This window comes from Vreelandella nigrificans, assembly GCF_002374315.1.
Lineage (GTDB): Bacteria > Pseudomonadota > Gammaproteobacteria > Pseudomonadales > Halomonadaceae > Vreelandella > Vreelandella nigrificans.
This window is the reverse complement of sequence record NZ_NWUX01000003.1, coordinates 15,892-34,464: the sequence shown is the minus strand read 5'-3', so window position 1 is coordinate 34,464 and position 18,573 is coordinate 15,892. Positions and strand designations below refer to the sequence as shown.

Below are 18,573 nucleotides of genomic sequence, written 5' to 3'. Positions count from 1 at the left end.
CTATGCTTCAGTTAGGCTGTAGTTTAATATTAATTCTCTGGGTTTTTCCTTTCCAAAGAGCATGATTGTATCAATTATAGAGGCGTTTTTGATTTCATTGGAAGTGGTGGTTTTTGCAGCTGAAGGGTCAATGAAATTAAGGCCTAATCCATTGTGCTTAAAAAGACTTTTTTTGTAAATATCTTTTCCCCCAGGAAGGTTTATATACTTTGTCCCTTGGTTTTTTTTAACGATAGAAATGATTCTTTCAGTTCCTTTTTTTTCAGAGTCCTTATCGATGTTCGAGCTTTTTTCATAATTAAATTCTATATCTAAGTAGCGTAAAACTAGCTCAATCGAGTGTATAGAAATATCACTGATTGTTGGTTCTATCTGAGTTTGTGGAATTAAGTTTTCTTTTAGGAAGTATAGAAAATTCATATCATGCTTTTTTGAGGAATAATTTATTTCTAGAGTCTTGAAAAATTTCTTTTTCCAGATCAATAAGTCTGTGCAAAGAGTTTCGTTTATCTTATTTTCCAAGCTGGCTTTTTTAATCGGTATTGTAAAAAAAACTTCTCCATGTTTGGTATTTATTTTGTTTTTGTTTATCCAACCTCTTTTGATGTACTGTACATCATCAAGAAAGATGAAAAAATCTGATGCTGCAATTAACTGAAAATAACCTAAGTATGGGAAAAAGTATGGCTGCATGATGGCAATTTTTTTTTCTGTTACCATAATGCTGTCGTCGGCTATAAGCATTTGTGAACTCCGACTTGCCGAAGAAAAATAGATTTTCCTGTCTTATCTAATATGTCGCATTGGTTATACATTGTATTTATTTTTTCTTTAAGTTCATTTCGTGAGTCGGCGGAAATTGAAAAACCAGCGACACGGCTTTTTGTTGAAAACTCATGAGAAACTTCCTCGCCTCTGTTTTTATAAAGAAATAGTCCGTCAACGATTTTAGCTTTAATTAGTTCTTCAAAATTGATGAAAGAGCCAAGTATGCCTTCGCTACAATAAAGACTTCCGGTAATGTAATGTCGGCTGTCATCATTAATGGTAATGTTGATTTCCTCACCTAAATAGGCTCTTAAGAAAATATCCAACATGTCAATGCCGGTTTTTTTCTTAACCGCAACGAATCCGCCTGGGCCACCGCTAACACGGCCTGCAATTTCAAGTATAGTGACCTGTTGATTGCTCTTAATGATTAGTTGAGCAAGTAAGACGCCATTTTTAACATTAAAGGCATTTGCAATTAATGACATGATTTTTGTGATGCTTTTTTTTGTACTTTCAGGTATGTTTGCTGGTGATATGGTTGCTACACACTGTGTTCCTTTTGCACTACCATTCTTGTCACACTTGTGTCTTTCCCTGAAGAGTATGACTTTTGAAACACCCTCTTTGACGACACAATCTACACTGAGTTCTAAGCCGTTAAAAAATTCTTCAATAATTATTTTTCCATTCATGCTTGCGTTGAAGGCTAGTTGCAACGCTTCTTCAAAGTTCTGTTCGTTTTCAACAATGGTGATACCTTTAGAACCAGTGCCATCTTCTGGCTTAACAATAAACGGCAGTGGAATACTATGTGCATATGCATCCTCCATCGTTTCTACACAATGCCATTCGGGAGTAGGAATGCCTGTCTTTTTCATTACTCTTTTCATCGCACTTTTGTTTGTAAGGTTGTATGCAACCTCAGAGTTAAAAGGGATGGGAAGATTAAGTTTTTCACTCACGGTAATAGATACAGGCAAAGGTTGGTCTAAAGCCGCGCAAATTACCAGGGCCGCATCATTTTTTTGTGCAATCTTTTCGACGATGCATGCATCAAGCGCACTTTCTTTAATGTGAACGTCAGCGATGGATGCAGCTGGTGGATTTTCATAATAATCAATTAGTATTGTTTTATAACCTCTTTTTTTGAGGTTTTCGATAAGAAATTTATGTGGGACTGTCCCACCCAAAACGATAGCAACTGGCTTGGTCATCATATAACTCTTTTTGCTGTCATCTTTATCTCTTTCCCAGCATCGAAAAGAGCAATATTACTAAATGCACGACTCATCATATCTGCAAAAGTTTCTGCTGTTATACTAGCAATATGAGGAGTAAGCAGCAGGTTGTCTTGTTCAAAAAATGGATGCCCTGCAGCCAACGGCTCTTTTGTAAAGACATCCAGTCCAGCACCAGCAAGATGTCCTGACTTCAGTGCTCCTAACAAAGCCGTCTCATTGACTAGTCCGCCACGGGCAGTATTGATAAGTACGCTGCCAGTTTTAACCCTAGCTAACTCATCTATGCTCAGTAAATCGGTTGTTTCAGTACTCAATGAACAATGAAGGCTAATAATATCGGATGTAGCTAATAACTCCTGCAAGGGCAGGTAACGTATATTAAGTTCTCGTTCTTTATCAAAAGATAAAGGCTTTCGTTTGAAGTAGGTAAGATTTACACCGAAACCTTTTAGCATGGCTGCAACCTGCTCACCGATATTACCTAATCCAATCAAGCCTACCTGCTTGCCATAAAGGTTATGACAATTAATACCTACGTCATGCTTAACCCACTCGCCATTTTTGGTCGTTGCATTGACTATTGCCACCTTTCTGAGTGTGGCTAGCATTAGCATAACGGTATGCTCGGCTACACTACGAGCATTGACACCTTCATTCACATATAGGGGTAGCTTTCGCTCACGAATTGCATCCAGGTCCAGTGAATCAAGGCCGACGCCAGAGCGCTGAATCATCTTCAGTTTTGAAGCTGAGCCAAGTACTTTACGGTCAATTCTCGTGCGTCCACCTACCAGCAAATAATCAGCATGCGGAATTTTACGGATCACTTCTTCTTGACCTGGCTGCTCTAAGGCAATCAGCTCAAAGCCAGTTGGAACCAACTTATTGATAAACGCCAAAGGGCCAGCGCTATAGTGGTTTGTGAGAAGTATTCGCGGCATTATTTTTTTGTTCCAGACCAAATGGCTTCCGGGTAGTACTGATCTATCATCCTCTTAACTAATAGTACCTGTTTGGCCCTTGCTCTTGCTTCTGCTTCGCTGGTATCCCAGCTATGCGTTTTGGCAACAGAACCACCCGTTTTCAGATAGATGGGGGCGGCAATCCGAATCATTTCAGGAACTTCATAGTGACGAATGAAACCACCTGTCGAGGCTGGATTCTCTGTGTGTACGTCAAGAGGAATATCAACGGTCTTTCGAAGAGCAGATAACATTTGCAATTGGATATCACGCACGGGGTTAAGCGAGTCAGCACCGTTAAGTTCAAGCAGTTTGGCGGAGCATGGATTACCATGGCCACAGTGGGCTGACACTTTGAACTTGCAGTCAGCCGGTATCTCACCAGCCTTGCGGGCTTCGTTCAGAACCCATAGGCAGCCTTCATCGTAGACTAGAAAGGAGCGGCACCCGAAACGTGCCACACGCTTTACATCTTCAATTGCCCGGACAATCTGCTCTTGCCCCCGCAGGCGGTAGCCCATGCGCTGACCTTCGGGTGTGTTGACTGATGCACTTGTATCGGTCGTTGCTCTAGGGCCTATGGCTAATATTAGTTCTACATGGTGTTGCTTGGCCATCTCATACATGGCCTGTATATCTTCATCTGTCAGAGACATGATGCCTTTAGTCTGGGTCACCCGGTGGATGTGTATATTGTGCTTGTCCAGTTCAAGTAACAGGGCTTTCATGGTTGCCGGGCCTTGTATTCCTGGCACTTCAAAACGATATTGTCCGCCATCAAGGAAGCGCTTTTCTGACGTTGGTAGATCGTAGCAGTCGCCCTCAGGAAGCCCGATCCGTGCTAGGAAGTCACGTGTTTCTTTCATTATGCTTTTCCTTTAAAGATCGCAGCAGGCCATTCTGCTTGAAGAATCTGAAGAGCTTCCCATTTAGCCTTTTCCTGCTCCTTCCCTGAAAAGACAGCCAGGTCGCAGAATTTTTCTATCAACTCCTGCTCATTCACCGGGTTTTCAGGTTCACCTTTCGGTAAATCTACTCTGGCGGTGAACGTATCTCCCTGATGTGTCCTGATTTCCACAATAGCAGCTCGCTTTCCTGGCACTAGCGCTGTCAGCTCTTCATCTGCATGCATGTGTATCTTGTGAGTTAACGCTAAGATAGTAGGGTCGGTAACACTGGTGTCGGAAAATTCCTGCATACCCGCCCTGCCTGTGACAAGCGCAACAGCTACACTATAAGGCACGCTCATTTTGGCGGAAGCGCTACCCTCGATGATGACATGATCATGCAGGTAAACTGCATACCGATGCGTTGTTATTGATATGGACTCAATATCTTGTAGGGAAAAACCACCATGTTCACGAAGCGTTAGCACAGCCTCAATGGGGCCATGGCAATGTCGACACGCTGCGTAAGGCTTGATGTAAACGCGCTCCACCGCATTTGCAGGTTGAATGTCACCAATAGACAGGGATGCATTTCCTGTCATCATGCAGAAAAAGCCTTGCTCCCCTTCCAATACATCTTCAGGGCTGTTTAGGTTCATGGCAGCGACACCTGCAGCAGCCACACCGTTCATCGCCGCTTGGCCTACGTTGTAGGGTTTCAGCTCGGAGGCGCCACGAATTACTTTCAGAATCCCGGAAGAGCTGGTTACTGCAGCACAAAAAGTAGACTTCATTTGTTGGCGAGTAAAATCACAGGCGGCTGCAACCCCCATTGCTGCACCAATACTGCCGCAGGTTCCGGTTGCATGGTACCCCTTGTCTTTCATCGTAGGCTGTAACAGCCTAGCGAGTAATATAGAGGCTTCGTAGCCTACATAAATGCCTTTCAAGAGCGCATCAAGGTTTAGTTTTCGTGCCTGAACAATGGCAAGCACCGCCGATATTACCGGCGCACCTGGATGCACCATGCCGTAACGCTCGCCATCGTCCAGCTCTGCAGCGTGGGCACTCATTCCATTCATTAATGAGGCTGTTTCTGGCGAGGTATACCAAGGCGTCCCTACTATTGCGGAATTTCCGTGGTTTGCCCCGGAAAACTGATATTTTGCGGCTAATTCTTTTTCGAGCAGCTTGGCACCAGCATAGGTAACTCCCATATAGTCCAGCAGTCGCAGGCGACAAGTGTACTGTTGCTGCTCACTTAAAGGGAGCAAGCTAGTACTGTACAGAAGGTCAACGAGCTGATCAGTTTGAGTACTCAATGTTGTTTATCCACAGGACTAAGAAAAAGCCGCATATACTCGCTTTCATCATTGATAACGCCATACGCTTGAGCTCTAAGCGTAATACGTTTGGCCCAATTGCGGTGTGGTGCTATCTCGTTCATTTTATTGCCATTTCGGCTTTTTATAACACCACCATGTGTTTCCAGTATTTGTATTGCATCTTCGTACTCTTCCAGCGTGACAGCTTGCATGGCATTAACAAATCTAAGGTGAGAAGGGTGAATGACCGTCTTTCCTACCATCCCGTTAGCTTTGTCTTGCACTACTTCTCGGAGCAGCCCATCAATAGCATCGTTAAGAATTGGCTCTTTGGTTAGCAGCGAACGGTGAATGTCATCACGCATGTATTTAAGAAGGTCATCTTTTTTGTAAGCAAGAAAATATTCCCACACAGGAGCCGATACCGTATAGCTATCTTCCATACGATTAAAAAAGTTTAAAATGTCCGAAATAGCATCCCGTACAGGAAGGATGTCATAGACAGTAGAGTGCATGCTGCGGCGTACACCAAATAGTGAAGAAAAGTCGGTGCCACCAATGCGAATATTAAGAATTTGCTCTTGGTAAGGGTCTAAAATGAGTTTTAATTTTTCAAGTTCTTTAGATCTGCTTTCACGGTAGGCGATTGTCTTGCCTTCCAAAATAGGCATGGCGTACAGTTTAGAGTCGAGCTTCAGGTTGATCTGTTTAAGCTTCTCTAGATATATGTTTGCGTTATAACTATAGAACTTAGGAAAGACAAAGCCTGTTAGTACATAAGCAGTTTTCTTGGTTATTTTGTTTGAAAAATTTAGAAACTGCTCTGTATTACGAGCTCTGATAAAAATAAGAGGGATCTCGTCTATCGTAAGATCGCCCTGCTGGATCGCCTCATAGAGACTTTCCAGGTGGTAGATAATATTTTCTTCTGCGAGCTCTAGATCTTGTTCCGGTACGGCGTCTTCCAGGCACATAACCATTGATTTTAGCTCAGGAAGCTCTTTTTGAATTAGCTTGTCAATGATCTTTCTTGTGCCGGGCATATATAGGGTGCCACCCAAGGAGTTCTGCAGAATGGATTTTTCTGAGAACTTATTGAAAGGCTGCGGAGGCTGCTGAAAATATTCGTCAGGCAAGTGTTGATTATGTTTCATGAGATGAGGCTACCGCAGTCGGTTGGCGTATTAATTGGATAATTTTGTCTATTTCTTCGATAGATAAATGTGGATAAATAGGTAAGCACAGTACTTTGTCGGCTACTCTTAGAGCTATGTCAGGGCTGGGGTTAATGTGAGACTGCTGTCGGTAAGTACTGGCCTCACTAATCAGTGGGTAGAAATACCTCCGCCCATGAATATTGTTTTCTTTTAATAAAAAGTAAAGCTCATTTCTACTTAGTGGATACTCATCTTCTACCAGTATAGGGAAATAAGAGAAATTATGTTTCTCCAGATCCAGCGGAGTGAGAAAACTGATCCCAGGAACTTCATGTAATGTACTTCTATAATAGCTATCGACAAACTTTCGGCCATCGAGTGCTTTATCGATATACTTGAGCTGTAGCAACCCAAATGCAGCATTTACCTCGCTCATTTTTCCATTTATGCCAGCTGCGACAACCGTCACCTCATCAACTATACCGAAGTTTTTTAAATTATTGATATGTTGTTTCGTTTTTTTATCCGGGCAGATAATTGCACCACCCTCAAACGTATTGAAAACTTTAGTGGCATGGAAGCTCACAGCACTCAAATCGCCATGCCTTAGAACGCTACCACCTTCATCTTGAACCCCAAAGGCGTGGGCAGCATCATATATAACCTTAAGATTATATTTGTCAGCGATTGACTGAATGGCATCCACATCACATGGGTTACCATAGCAATGGACAGGCATAATCGCCGTGGTCCGTGGGGTAATAGCCGCTTCGATTTTATTAGGGTCAATATTGAAGGTGTTAGGGTCTATATCGACAAATACAGGTGTAATATCGTTCCAGGTCAGAGCATGTGCTGTCGCCACGAATGAGAATGGTGTAGTGATTACTTCACCGGTGATTCTCAATGCTTGCAAGGCCGTAAGAAGCGCGATAGTGCCGTTATTGAACAGCGCTATCTCAGGCACACCTAGATACTCGCACAGCGCTTCTTCCAGCTGTTGGTGCATGGGGCCATTATTCGTGAGGCGTTTACTTTCCCAGATTTTCTCCAAATACGGGATGAACTCCTCTAATGGTGGAAGAAACGGTTCTGTAACATAAATGGGCTTATCGCTCATGATTCTCTCACTAAATGTCTGATATAAGCGCCATAACCGTTTTTATTAAGACTGTGGCTATGCTCTAGGATTTCATCCTGGCTAACCCAACCCTGGTTAAAAGCAATCTCTTCAAGGCAGGCGATCTTATAGCCTTGGCGTTTCTCAATGGTTTCTACAAATTGGGCGGCTTCAAGCAAACTCTCGTGGGTACCTGTATCCAGCCATGCAAACCCTCGGCCAAGCACCTCAACGTGTAGGTCGCCTCGCTCCAGATATGCTTGGTTGATACTGGTGATTTCAAGTTCACCACGCTTAGAGGGCTTCACCTGCCTAGCAATGTTGATGACGTCATTATCATAGAAATAGAGGCCCGTAACAGCGTAGTTAGAGCGTGGTTTTATAGGCTTTTCTTCTAAACTGACTGCACGTTTGCTGGTATCAAATTCCACGACCCCAAAACGTTCCGGGTCTTTTACTTGGTAGCCAAAAACGGTGGCTCCGTTTTTATGCAGTGATGCTTGGCGTAACTTGGGTGTAAAGCCTTGGCCATAAAAAATATTGTCTCCCAGGATCAAGCAAACGCTGTCGTTTCCAATGAACTGTGCGCCTATTAAAAACGCTTGTGCCAGCCCCTCTGGTCTTGGCTGTAGAGCATAGGTCAGGTTGATGCCGAACTGGCTACCATCGCCTAATAGGCGTTTAAAGCTAGTTTGATCGTCTGGTGTGGTAATGATCAAGATATCTTGAATACCGGCCAGCATCAGCACTGACAGCGGATAATAGATCATTGGTTTATCGTAGATAGGCAGCAGCTGTTTGGACACTCCCATAGTGATGGGGTACAGCCTAGAGCCACTACCTCCCGCCAAAATGATACCTTTCATGGCTGCCACTCACTGTAGGGTGTAACAATGTTATCGGCAGTTTTCGCGGCTTCTTGATGCTGGTGGCGCTTGTTCTTATCGACTATCCACACCTACTAGGTTTAAAACCGTTATTGCAGGTAACGCCAAGGTTTAGCCGCTTTGCTCATGAAGTACCTTCTGCTTTTGCTAGATTCGCTAAGAGGGGCCATAGCGGAGAAGTAGGCATGGGTAAGATTCACTTTATGGGCGGTGAGCATGGTGGTGCATAACCATGGCCGCGTTGGAAGCTTTGCGCGCTTCCAGCAGTCTGGAACCTTCTAGCAAGCCAAGTCGCAGGACGAAACGCTGATTGAACTGCCGAAACTACATGCCAAGCTGACTCAAAAAATTGATTTCAATAACTCTCGTTTCTGGGCGGGAGCTAACGTTCGCAGCATTATGAGTATTGCGGAACACTCACGTATGAAAGTATGGCTTCGCAGCGCGTATCAGCAGCTTGGGCTATCTTTCATAGATCAATATGATTTCTTATTTCCAAATCGCATAAAAAATAATTTTTATATTCTTTTATTTGTCATTTGACTGAGGTTAAAATAGTACTCATTAGTGTTTGATGCTGACCATGAGGAAACGAATTTATGTTACTGACACGCAAGCTTAATCTCACCCTGGCTGCGCTTTCTTTAAGCGTCGCTAGTGGGCTGTTTGCCGCGGCAGCTCAAGCCGATACATTACGAGTTGGTATGTCTGGTGGCTACTTCCCCTTTACGTTTGTCGAGCGCGATGAGCTAAAGGGCTTTGAAGTTGATGTCTTGAATGCGGTGGGTGAGTTATCGGGTGATGAGATTGAATTTGTAACCGCAAGCTTCTCGGGGCTAGCGGGTATGCTTGAGTCTGGGCGTATCGATACCATCGCCAATCAAATCACCATCACACCAGAGCGTGAGGCTAAGTATGTCTTCACGGCGCCTTATGTTTATGACGGGGCGCAGGTGGTAGTGCGCGCAGGCAACGATGCTATTTACGGCGTTGAGGATTTGTCTGGTAAAAGCGTTGCAGTAAATTTAGGCTCGAACTACGAGCAGCTGCTGCGTGAGCAGCCCCATGCAGATGAGATTGATATTCGTACTTATGAGTCCAACATTGAACAAGATGTTGCACTGGGCCGGGTAGATGCGTTTGTCATGGATCGCGTAAGTGCTACCCAGGTAATCAGCGAACGTGGTTTACCGTTAGAGCTGGCTGGCCAACCCTTCTCGACCATTGAGAACGCGCTGCCTTTTCGTGATGACGAGGCGGGCCGTGAACAGCGCGATCGCGTTGATGCGGCACTGGCAGAGCTGCGTGAAAATGGGACGCTACGCGAAATATCTGAAAAATGGTTTAATATTGATATCACTCAGCCGTAACGGCTGACTAAATCCGTTTTCTGCGGCCGTGGCAATGCCACGGCCGTTTGCTTATAAGCGATGTTGCTATGCTTAATTTAGAGTATATGTGGGAGCTATTGCCGGTTCTGCTGCGCTACTTGCCGCTCACCATCCAGATGGCGACGATCGCCATGTTCTTTGCGCTAATATTAGCGTGCTTGCTAGCAGTCGTTCGCGTATCGCAGGTACCGTTCTTAAACGGTTTTGCGCTTCTATTTATCTCTTTTTTCCGCGGCACACCGCTGCTGGTTCAGCTGTTTCTGTTCTACTACGGCTTACCGCAGTTGATCAGCGCGCTAATATCGATGACAGGCGTCACTGCTGCAGTGCTGGGGCTGACACTACACTTTTCTGCCTACATGGCTGAGTCGATTCGCGCTGCGATTGTTGGCATTGATCGCAGTCAAACCGAAGCTGCGCTCTCTATCGGTATGACCCAGTCGCAACTGATGCGGCGGATTATTCTGCCTCAGGCGACTCGTGTTGCAACACCAACACTAATGAATTACTTCATCGATATGATTAAAGCGACCTCGTTAGCCTTTACACTGGGGGTGACTGAGCTGATGGGGGCCACGCAAAAAGAAGCCGCCGGCAGCTTCCTTTACCTGGAAGCATTTTTGTTGGTAGCGCTTATTTATTGGGTTGTCGTAGAAGTGCTCTCTTGGGGGCAACGTCGCTTAGAAATTTATCTTAACAGGGCTTATCAACGATGATTTCGCTGCAAGGTATCACCAAGCGCTTTGGTAATCAGGTGGTCTTTAGCGATATTGACTTGACCCTCTCGAAGGGCGAGATCATTGTGATTATCGGCCCTTCTGGCACGGGTAAGTCAACGCTATTACGCTGTATTAACTTTCTTGAAAAGCCTGACTCTGGTCGTTTGAAAATCGGCAATCTGAGTGTTGATACCCAGCGCGCTACCCGCTCAGATATTCTGGCACTGCGTCGGCGCACAGCGTTCGTATTTCAGAACTATGGCCTGTTCGCGAATAAAACTGCGTTGGAGAATATTAGCGAAGGCATGATTGTGGTGGATAAATTGCCGAAAGCTCAGGCCTATGCACGGGCTCGAGAGATCCTGGAGCGCATTGGGCTTGCAGATAAAGCGGATGCCTATCCAGCTTCGCTCTCAGGTGGACAGCAGCAGCGCGTAGGGATTGGTCGCGCCATGGCCGCCAATGCTGATGTAATTTTGTTTGATGAGCCCACCTCGTCCCTTGACCCGCAGTGGGTAGAAGAGGTGCTGAGCCTTATGAAGCAGCTGGCCCTTGAGCATCAAACGATGATTGTAGTGACCCATGAAATGCAGTTCGCCCGAGAAGTGGCGGATCGAGTTGTATTCATGGACCAGGGCGGTATTGTCGAGCAAGCCCCGCCAGAGGAACTGTTCACCGTGCCAAAAGATGAGAGGACCCGCCATTTTTTGCGCAAAATCCTAGCACCCACAGGGCAAACAGTGCCTTAACCAATGCTCTATGGGCGTGTTGTGGCCCTGTTTTCTGCTATATTCTTTGAAGATATATATACTGCTAAAGTAAGCATTTCCTGCTCTTTACCACTAGCGGTAGGCTTTAACGATTATCCCATTCAGCCAAGCGCCTGCCTTTTAGCAGGCGCTTTGGCGTTGTTAAAAGGTGAACTATGGCGACTATCTCTGCTACGGCACCCGTGAAGCATCGCGTGCCGTTATTGGCTACTGCAGCGATTGTACTGGGCGCGCTGCTGATCGGCGTGGTGTTTAGTGCCAATACGGGCCTGCTGATGATTGTTGGCGGCTTGCTTGGGATGGTGCTGTATCACGCGGCATTTGGCTTTACTGCTGCATGGCGAGTATTTATTACTGAACGCCGAGGGCGTGGTCTGCGTGCGCAGATGATTATGCTGGCCATTGCGGTGGTGCTGTTTTTCCCCGCACTTGGCGCGGGTACGCTATTTGGTACGCCAGTGTCAGGATTTGTGTCGCCCATTGGCCTCTCGGTGCTGTTTGGTGCGTTTATTTTTGGCATCGGTATGCAGCTAGGTGGTGGCTGCGCTTCGGGCACCCTGTTTACGGCTGGGGGCGGTAATGCCCGCATGTTGATTACGTTGTTGTTCTTTATTGTTGGTTCTGTGATTGGTTCGGCACATTTTGCGTGGTGGCAAAGCCTGCCTGCATTCCAGCCCGTATCGCTTGTTAATGTGGCGGGGGTAGGGGGCGGTATCGGTATTAGCTTGGTGTTGTTTGTGGCGATTGCCATCTTTACCGTGATTATGGAAAAGCGTCGTCACGGTCATTTAGAGCAGGCGCCAAGGATTGATAAGCCAGGGGTAGAGCGTTGGCTGACTGGCCCTTGGCCGCTGTTGGTTGGTGCGGTGGCGTTGGCACTGTTGAACTTCGCGACGCTAGCGCTGGCGGGCCGCCCATGGGGCATTACTTCGGCGTTTGCGCTGTGGGGTGCAAAAGGCTATGAGCTGGTAGGTGGTGATGTTAGCCAGTGGGGCTATTGGCAGGCGCCTAGCAATGCCGCTGCGTTAGAAGCCAGTGTATGGAGCGACATTACCACGGTGATGAACGTGGGCATTATGTTAGGGGCTCTAGCAGCAGCAAGCTTAGCGGGCCGCTTTGCACCTAACTTTCGTATACCGTTTAAATCCGTGCTGGCGGCAGTTATTGGTGGCATTTTACTGGGGTACGGGGCGCGTTTAGCGTTTGGCTGTAATATTGGCGCCTACTTTAGCGGTATAGCCTCAGGCAGCCTGCATGGCTGGGTGTGGATGGTGGCAGCCTTCGCAGGCAACATGGTCGGAGTAAAACTGCGTCCGTTTTTCTTTGATGGACAGGAGGGGCGCCAGCCAACGGCCAAGAGCTGTTAAACAACTCTGTTTAGAAGCCTGTTTTAGACGTTTTACATCTAGCGCCTCGGCAGTTTGCTGAGGCGTTTTTTTGGCACATTATTTATGACCCTTCCACCTTTGTCGTACGGTCATGTTACATTACCCGCAAACGCCGCCAACGCCCAGCGTTGCTGCATTGCAACAGCGATTGATATAAAAAGAGAGTGCCTATGTCTACTATAAGTAAACGCCCCTTATACCTTCCTTACGCCGGTCCTTCTTTACTCGAAATGCCGCTATTGAATAAAGGCAGCGCGTTTACTCAGGAGGAACGGCTGGCGTTTAATTTGATTGGCTTGCTGCCCCAAAAAGTAGAAACCATCGATGACCAGCTAGAGCGTGTGTACCGCCAGTATCAGCAGTGCCATAGCGACCTTGAAAAGCATATTCACCTGCGCGCTATTCAAGACGATAACGAAACACTCTATTTCCGCCTGGTGTCGGAGCATCTTGAAGAGATGCTGCCAATCATCTATACGCCAACGGTGGGTAAGGCATGCCAGGAATTTTCCAACATTTACCGTAACCATCGGGGTTTATTTATCAGCTACCCCGATCGTGAGCATCTGGACGATATCCTGCGCAGTGCCACTAAAGATAACGTCAAAGTGATCGTAGTGACTGATGGAGAGCGCATTTTAGGCTTAGGCGACCAGGGAATCGGTGGTATGGGTATCCCGATTGGTAAGCTGGCGCTCTATACTGCATGCGGTGGTATCAGTCCGGCGTATACGCTGCCGATTATGATTGATGTCGGTACTAACAATCAGGCGCTGCTTGACGACCCAATGTATATGGGCTGGCGCCATGAGCGGGTAAGCCAGGAAGAGTACGATGCCTTTATGGCGGAGTTTATTGCCGCTGTGAAGCGCCGCTGGCCGAATGTACTGCTGCAGTTTGAGGATTTTGCCCAGGCTAATGCGGTGCCACTGCTGGAGCGTTATCGCGACGAACTATGCTGTTTCAACGACGATGTTCAGGGCACCGCTTCAGTGGTAGTTGGCACTTTAATGGCAGCATGTCAGGCCCGTGAAGAGACCATCGCCCAACAGCGTGTGGTGTTTGTCGGTGGTGGTTCTGCTGGTTGCGGTATTGCCGAGCAAGTTGTTGTGTCGATGGAGGCCGAAGGTTTAACGGAAAGTGAAGCACGGGCGCGCATTTTTATTATTGACCGTGATGGTTTGATGACCTCCGACCAGCCTTGGCAGCGTGATTTCCAGCGCCGCTTGGCCCATGACCCTGCCTTAGTGGCGAGCTGGAATGGCCAGGGGCTTGAGGAAACTATTGCACAAATCAAACCTACGATTTTGATTGGTGTGTGTGGCCAGCGAGGTATCTTCACCGAGCAGGTAGTGCGTACGATGCACGCGGGCTGTGAACACCCGGTGATTATGCCGCTTTCGAATCCCACCTCTCAGGCAGAAGCTGTGCCCGAAGACGTTATCCGCTGGACCGATGGTCAAGCGTTGGTGGCCACCGGCAGCCCCTTTGCACCTGTCGTCTACAACGGCCGTACTTACCCCATTGCCCAGTGCAACAACGCCTATATCTTCCCTGGCATTGGCCTGGGGGTTATCGCGGCTGGCGCAAACCGTGTTACCGATGAGATGTTAATGAGTGCCTCTCGTGCGCTTGCCCGCGAAGCGCCGCTGGTAAAAGAGGGCAAAGGAGCATTGTTACCCCCGCTGTCACGAATTCGTGATATCAGCAAATCGATTGCTTTTGAGGTGGCAGCACAGGCACAGCAAAATGGCGTGGCACTTAAAACCAGCGGTCCGGAGCTGCGTGAGCGGATCGAGAAGGCCTGCTGGTTGCCTGAGTACCGTATCTACCGTCGTGGTGCCTTCTAAAGGGGCCTAGCCTGCATCAAGCGGAGCAGCCATAAAAAAAGCCCCCACCGAGGTGGGGGCATGCAAGCATTGGTAAGGTTTTACCTTTAGGCTGCGCCAATCATCTTGCGCAGCACGTAGTGAAGGATACCACCGTGACGGTAGTAAGCCAGCTCGTTTACCGTATCAATTCGACACTTGGCATCAACGGTACGTTCGCCCTCGCTATTTTTGATCACGATTTGCACCGTGCCACCAGGGCTTAAATCGCTTAAGCCAGCGATTGATACCTCTTCATCACCTGTTAACCCTAACGTTTGTCGGCTTTCCCCCTCGGGGAACTGCAGTGGTACAACACCCATGCCAATGAGGTTAGAGCGGTGAATACGCTCGAAAGACTCTGCAATGACGGCGCGAACGCCCAGCAGTCGGGTACCTTTTGCGGCCCAGTCCCGTGAGGAGCCGGTGCCGTACTCTTTACCGGCAATGACCACCAGTGGTACGCCATCCTCTTTATACTTCATGGCCGCGTCATAAATCGCCATCTGTTCGCCGCTGGGCACGTGGCGGGTTTCACCGCCCACAACGCCATCAAGCATTTCGTTTTTAATCCGCACGTTGGCAAAAGTGCCGCGCATCATTACTTCATGGTTACCTCGGCGGGAGCCGTATGAGTTGAAGTCGACAGGCTTCACACCATGCTCTTGCAAGTAACGCCCTGCAGGGCTGTCGGGTTTAATAGAACCCGCTGGAGAGATATGGTCGGTGGTTACCGAGTCACCCAGCATGGCGAGCACGCGAGCGTTTTCCACATCGTTGATCGCGTCTGGCTCACGCTCCATGCCCTCGAAGAAAGGCGGATGCTGAATATAGGTAGATTCTGGCCACTGGTAGACCTTGCTTTCGGGTACCTTGATCGCCTTCCAGGTAGCGTCGCCTTCGAACACGGCGCCGTACTCTTTACGGAACATCTCGGTATTTACTTTTTCAACAGCGTTTGCGATGTCCGCTTGTGATGGCCAAATATCTTTAAGATAAACAGGGTTGCCACTGCGATCCTGGCCCAGCGGGTCTTTGGTTAAGTTGCACTGCACGTTGCCTGCTAGCGCGTAAGCGACCACTAAGGGGGGCGAGGCCAGCCAGTTGGTTTTTACCAGTGGGTGAACGCGTCCTTCAAAGTTACGGTTGCCAGAAAGCACTGAGGCAACGGCCAACTCGCCATCGTTAATGGCTTTTTCAATCTCATCAGGGAGTGGCCCTGAGTTGCCGATACAGGTAGTGCAGCCGTAGCCCACTAGGTTGAAGCCCAGCGCATTCAGGTCATCGCTTAAATTGGCAGCGGCTAAGTAGTCGGTGACTACTTTAGAACCAGGTGCCAAGGAGGTTTTAACCCAGGGTTTGGTGGTTAAGCCTTTCTCGCGCGCGTTACGTGCTAGAAGCCCTGCCGCCATCATCACGCTGGGGTTAGAGGTGTTGGTGCAAGAGGTAATCGCAGCAATGACCACAGCGCCGGGATCGAGGCTGAAGTCTCGTTCGTCCATGGTGATTGCTTGGCTGTCGCGGTGTTTAAAATTACCCTCGAAGCTGCGATCAATGCCTACTGCGGTTTGCCCGCCCTCGGAAGAGAGCTTGCCTGCTTCCGCACTGGGTAGCGCTTTGCCATCCTCTTCCATGACCTGCTGAAATGCGCTAGGCATATCTTGCAGCGCCACTCGGTCTTGAGGGCGTTTGGGGCCTGCGAGGCTGGCTTCTACCTCGTTCATATCCAGGCTAAGGGTATCGGTGAAGATCGGCTCATCATTAGGCTCACGCCACAGGCCCTGGGCTTTGCTATAAGCCTCCACTAAGGCAACCTGCTGATCTTCACGGCCAGTTAGGCGCAGGTAGTTGAGTGTTTCATCATCCACTGGGAAGAAGCCGCAGGTAGCACCGTACTCCGGCGCCATATTGGCAATGGTGGCGCGGTCTGCCAAAGGTAGGTCTTTCAGGCCGTCACCGTAAAACTCAACAAACTTACCCACCACGCCTTTTTTGCGGAGCATTTCTGTAACAGTAAGTACCAGGTCTGTCGCGGTAATGCCTTCACGTAGTTTGCCAGTCAGTTTGAAACCGATCACTTCGGGTATCAGCATTGATACTGGCTGGCCTAGCATGGCTGCCTCGGCCTCAATGCCACCTACGCCCCAGCCAAGTACGCCTAGGCCATTAATCATGGTGGTATGAGAGTCGGTGCCTACCAATGTATCTGGGTAGGCGAGGGTGCTGCCATCCTCCTCTTTGGTCCATACCGTACGTCCAAGGTACTCTAGGTTGACCTGGTGGCAAATGCCGGTGCCGGGGGGCACCACACTGAAGTTATCGAACGCCTGCTGTCCCCAGCGTAGAAATTCGTAGCGCTCACCATTGCGCTGCATTTCTATATCGACGTTTTGCTGAAAGGCCGCAGCATTGCCGAATTTATCCACCATGACCGAGTGGTCGATAACCAGATCTACAGGGGAAAGCGGGTTGATGCGTGCAGGATCTTCGCCAAGCTTTTCCACTGCGGCACGCATCGAAGCAAGGTCAACGACGCCGGGGACGCCGGTGAAGTCCTGCATCAATACCCGCGCAGGACGGTAGCCTATTTCACGGCTGGATTTCCCCTCGGCCTGCCAGTCGACCAGGGCTTGCATATCTTCTTGGGCGACGCTTTCGTCATTGACGAAGCGCAGCTGGTTTTCGAGTAGAATTTTGAGCGTTTTGGGAAGCCGGTCGATATTGCCAAAGGTTTCGGCTGCTTTAGGTAGGCTGTAGTAGTGGTATTGCTGATTGCCCACTGTTAGGGAGTCTAGCGTATCGGGTGTCTTACTCATTGCCTTCTCCTCTGATTACTAAGTGGTTAGCGATGAATAACTCGCTATGCACGGTCTCTGCTTTCCTTTGTATAGATTAACAGTATGGCTGAATAGTATGGCTTAACAGTATGGCTGAACTTATTAATAGCACATGGGTGTTTCATTCAGGGCTTTCAAGACATCTTTGTCTAATAGCCTAGATTAACCCTTGCAATAGCTTGTACTTGGCGCCATTTCAGGCAGACTCTCTCGCAATGTTATCTGCTCAATTATGACCAAAGGTGGTGTCATGGAAACGCGTCATGAACGTTTGATTATTCTGGGTTCCGGCCCTGCCGGCTATACCGCAGCGGTGTATGCAGCACGTGCTAACCTTAAGCCGCTGCTGATTACTGGTCTGCAGGCGGGTGGCCAGCTGACTACCACAACTGACGTGGATAACTGGCCGGGTGATGCCCAGGGTGTACAAGGGCCAGAGCTGATGGAGCGCATGAAGCAGCATGCCGAGCGCTTTAACACTGAAGTGCTGTTTGACCATATCAATGAGGTCAGCCTAGGTGAAAAACCGTACACCTTGAAAGGGGATAGCGGTATTTATACCTGTGATGCGCTGATTATTGCCACTGGTGCTAGCGCTCGTTATCTCGGTTTGCCGACTGAGCAGCAGTTTATGGGCCAAGGGGTTTCGGCCTGCGCGACTTGTGATGGTTTCTTCTATCGTAACCAGGAAGTGATAGTGGTGGGTGGTGGCAATACCGCTGTTGAGGAGGCGTTGTACCTTTCCAATATCGCGTCAAAGGTCACTCTGGTGCATCGCCGCGATACACTGCGTGCTGAAAAGATCTTGCAAGACAAGCTGTTCGAGAAAGCTGAAGCAGGCAAAATTGTGCTTGAGTGGTTCTATGAAGTGGACGAAGTGTTAGGCGATAACACTGGGGTCACTGGTGTGCGAGTAAAATCGACGAAAGATGGCGCTACCAAAGAGATCCATGCACCTGGGCTGTTTATTGCCATTGGTCATAGCCCCAACACAGGCATTTTTGAAGGCCAGCTTGAAATGAATGGTGGCTATATCAAAGTGAAGTCTGGTCTTGAAGGCAATGCGACCGCCACTAGCGTACCGGGTGTGTTTGCCTGCGGTGATGTCATGGATCATATCTACCGCCAAGCGATTACTTCTGCTGGCAGCGGCTGTATGGCGGCACTGGATGCAGAGCGTTATCTGGATGGCATCTCTTAAAATTATCTAAATAGCATCGCTTAAGATTATCTGGATGGTATAGCTAAAC

15 protein-coding genes are annotated in these 18,573 nt (G+C 48.2%); 6 read left to right on the top strand and 9 right to left on the bottom strand.

What is annotated here, in order from left to right:
• The 8 genes from CPA45_RS05560 to rfbA are packed head-to-tail and all read right to left on the bottom strand — an operon-like array spanning window position 1 to window position 8,329.
• Complete coding sequence (locus CPA45_RS05560; RefSeq protein ID WP_096650630.1) at window positions 1-744, bottom strand: WbqC family protein; 744 nt, start codon at window positions 742-744, stop codon at window positions 1-3.
• On the bottom strand, window positions 735-1,985 hold the full coding sequence (locus CPA45_RS05555) for an ATP-grasp domain-containing protein (RefSeq protein WP_208858457.1): 1,251 nt from the start codon (window positions 1,983-1,985) through the stop codon (window positions 735-737). The genes CPA45_RS05560 and CPA45_RS05555 overlap by 10 nt, the downstream gene beginning before the upstream one ends.
• A complete protein-coding gene (locus CPA45_RS05550) occupies window positions 1,985-2,953 on the bottom strand; it encodes a 2-hydroxyacid dehydrogenase (protein WP_096650628.1) in 969 nt (322 codons plus the stop codon). The genes CPA45_RS05555 and CPA45_RS05550 overlap by 1 nt, the downstream gene beginning before the upstream one ends.
• Entirely contained in the window at window positions 2,953-3,840 is an 888-nt protein-coding gene (locus CPA45_RS05545; RefSeq protein ID WP_096650627.1) for a peptidase, read from the bottom strand. The genes CPA45_RS05550 and CPA45_RS05545 overlap by 1 nt, the downstream gene beginning before the upstream one ends.
• On the bottom strand, window positions 3,840-5,183 hold the full coding sequence (locus CPA45_RS05540) for an MmgE/PrpD family protein (protein ID WP_096650626.1): 1,344 nt from the start codon (window positions 5,181-5,183) through the stop codon (window positions 3,840-3,842). Before CPA45_RS05540 ends, CPA45_RS05545 begins: the two co-directional genes overlap by 1 nt.
• Window positions 5,180-6,340: an HpcH/HpaI aldolase/citrate lyase family protein gene (locus tag CPA45_RS05535; protein ID WP_096650625.1), complete on the bottom strand. Its 1,161-nt coding sequence runs from the start codon at window positions 6,338-6,340 to the stop codon at window positions 5,180-5,182. Before CPA45_RS05535 ends, CPA45_RS05540 begins: the two co-directional genes overlap by 4 nt.
• The gene (locus tag CPA45_RS05530) at window positions 6,330-7,463 is read right to left on the bottom strand and encodes a DegT/DnrJ/EryC1/StrS family aminotransferase (RefSeq protein ID WP_096650624.1); all 1,134 of its coding nucleotides are present in this window, start codon (window positions 7,461-7,463) and stop codon (window positions 6,330-6,332) included. Before CPA45_RS05530 ends, CPA45_RS05535 begins: the two co-directional genes overlap by 11 nt.
• A complete protein-coding gene (gene rfbA / locus CPA45_RS05525; protein WP_096650623.1) occupies window positions 7,460-8,329 on the bottom strand; it encodes a glucose-1-phosphate thymidylyltransferase RfbA in 870 nt (289 codons plus the stop codon). The genes CPA45_RS05530 and rfbA overlap by 4 nt, the downstream gene beginning before the upstream one ends.
• 620 nt (window positions 8,330-8,949) lie before the next feature.
• Here rfbA and CPA45_RS05515 point away from each other — a divergent pair.
• The 5 genes from CPA45_RS05515 (at window position 8,950) to CPA45_RS05490 (ending at window position 14,468) form a co-directional block, all read left to right on the top strand.
• Entirely contained in the window at window positions 8,950-9,720 is a 771-nt protein-coding gene (locus CPA45_RS05515; RefSeq protein WP_096650621.1) for an amino acid ABC transporter substrate-binding protein, read from the top strand.
• Between the two features lie 68 nt (window positions 9,721-9,788).
• Window positions 9,789-10,457, top strand: a complete 669-nt coding sequence (locus CPA45_RS05510) for an amino acid ABC transporter permease (protein ID WP_096650620.1) — start codon at window positions 9,789-9,791, stop codon at window positions 10,455-10,457.
• Entirely contained in the window at window positions 10,454-11,209 is a 756-nt protein-coding gene (locus tag CPA45_RS05505) for an amino acid ABC transporter ATP-binding protein (protein ID WP_096650619.1), read from the top strand. The genes CPA45_RS05510 and CPA45_RS05505 overlap by 4 nt, the downstream gene beginning before the upstream one ends.
• Before the next feature lie 176 nt (window positions 11,210-11,385).
• Entirely contained in the window at window positions 11,386-12,597 is a 1,212-nt protein-coding gene (locus tag CPA45_RS05495; protein WP_096650617.1) for a YeeE/YedE family protein, read from the top strand.
• A 191-nt stretch (window positions 12,598-12,788) separates the two neighbouring features.
• The gene (locus CPA45_RS05490) at window positions 12,789-14,468 is read left to right on the top strand and encodes an NAD-dependent malic enzyme (RefSeq protein ID WP_096650616.1); all 1,680 of its coding nucleotides are present in this window, start codon (window positions 12,789-12,791) and stop codon (window positions 14,466-14,468) included.
• Between the two features lie 86 nt (window positions 14,469-14,554).
• Here CPA45_RS05490 and acnA read toward each other — a convergent pair whose 3' ends face one another.
• Window positions 14,555-17,302 carry an aconitate hydratase AcnA gene (gene acnA / locus CPA45_RS05485; protein ID WP_096650615.1) on the bottom strand — a complete coding sequence of 916 codons (2,748 nt, stop codon included), beginning with the start codon at window positions 17,300-17,302 and terminating at the stop codon, window positions 14,555-14,557.
• 271 nt (window positions 17,303-17,573) lie between these two features.
• On the opposite strand from acnA, the gene trxB reads away from it, so the two are divergent.
• Window positions 17,574-18,524 (top strand): thioredoxin-disulfide reductase, encoded by a 951-nt coding sequence (trxB, locus tag CPA45_RS05480; RefSeq protein WP_096650614.1) that lies wholly within the window; start codon window positions 17,574-17,576, stop codon window positions 18,522-18,524.
• Window positions 18,525-18,573: the final 49 nt, after the last annotated feature.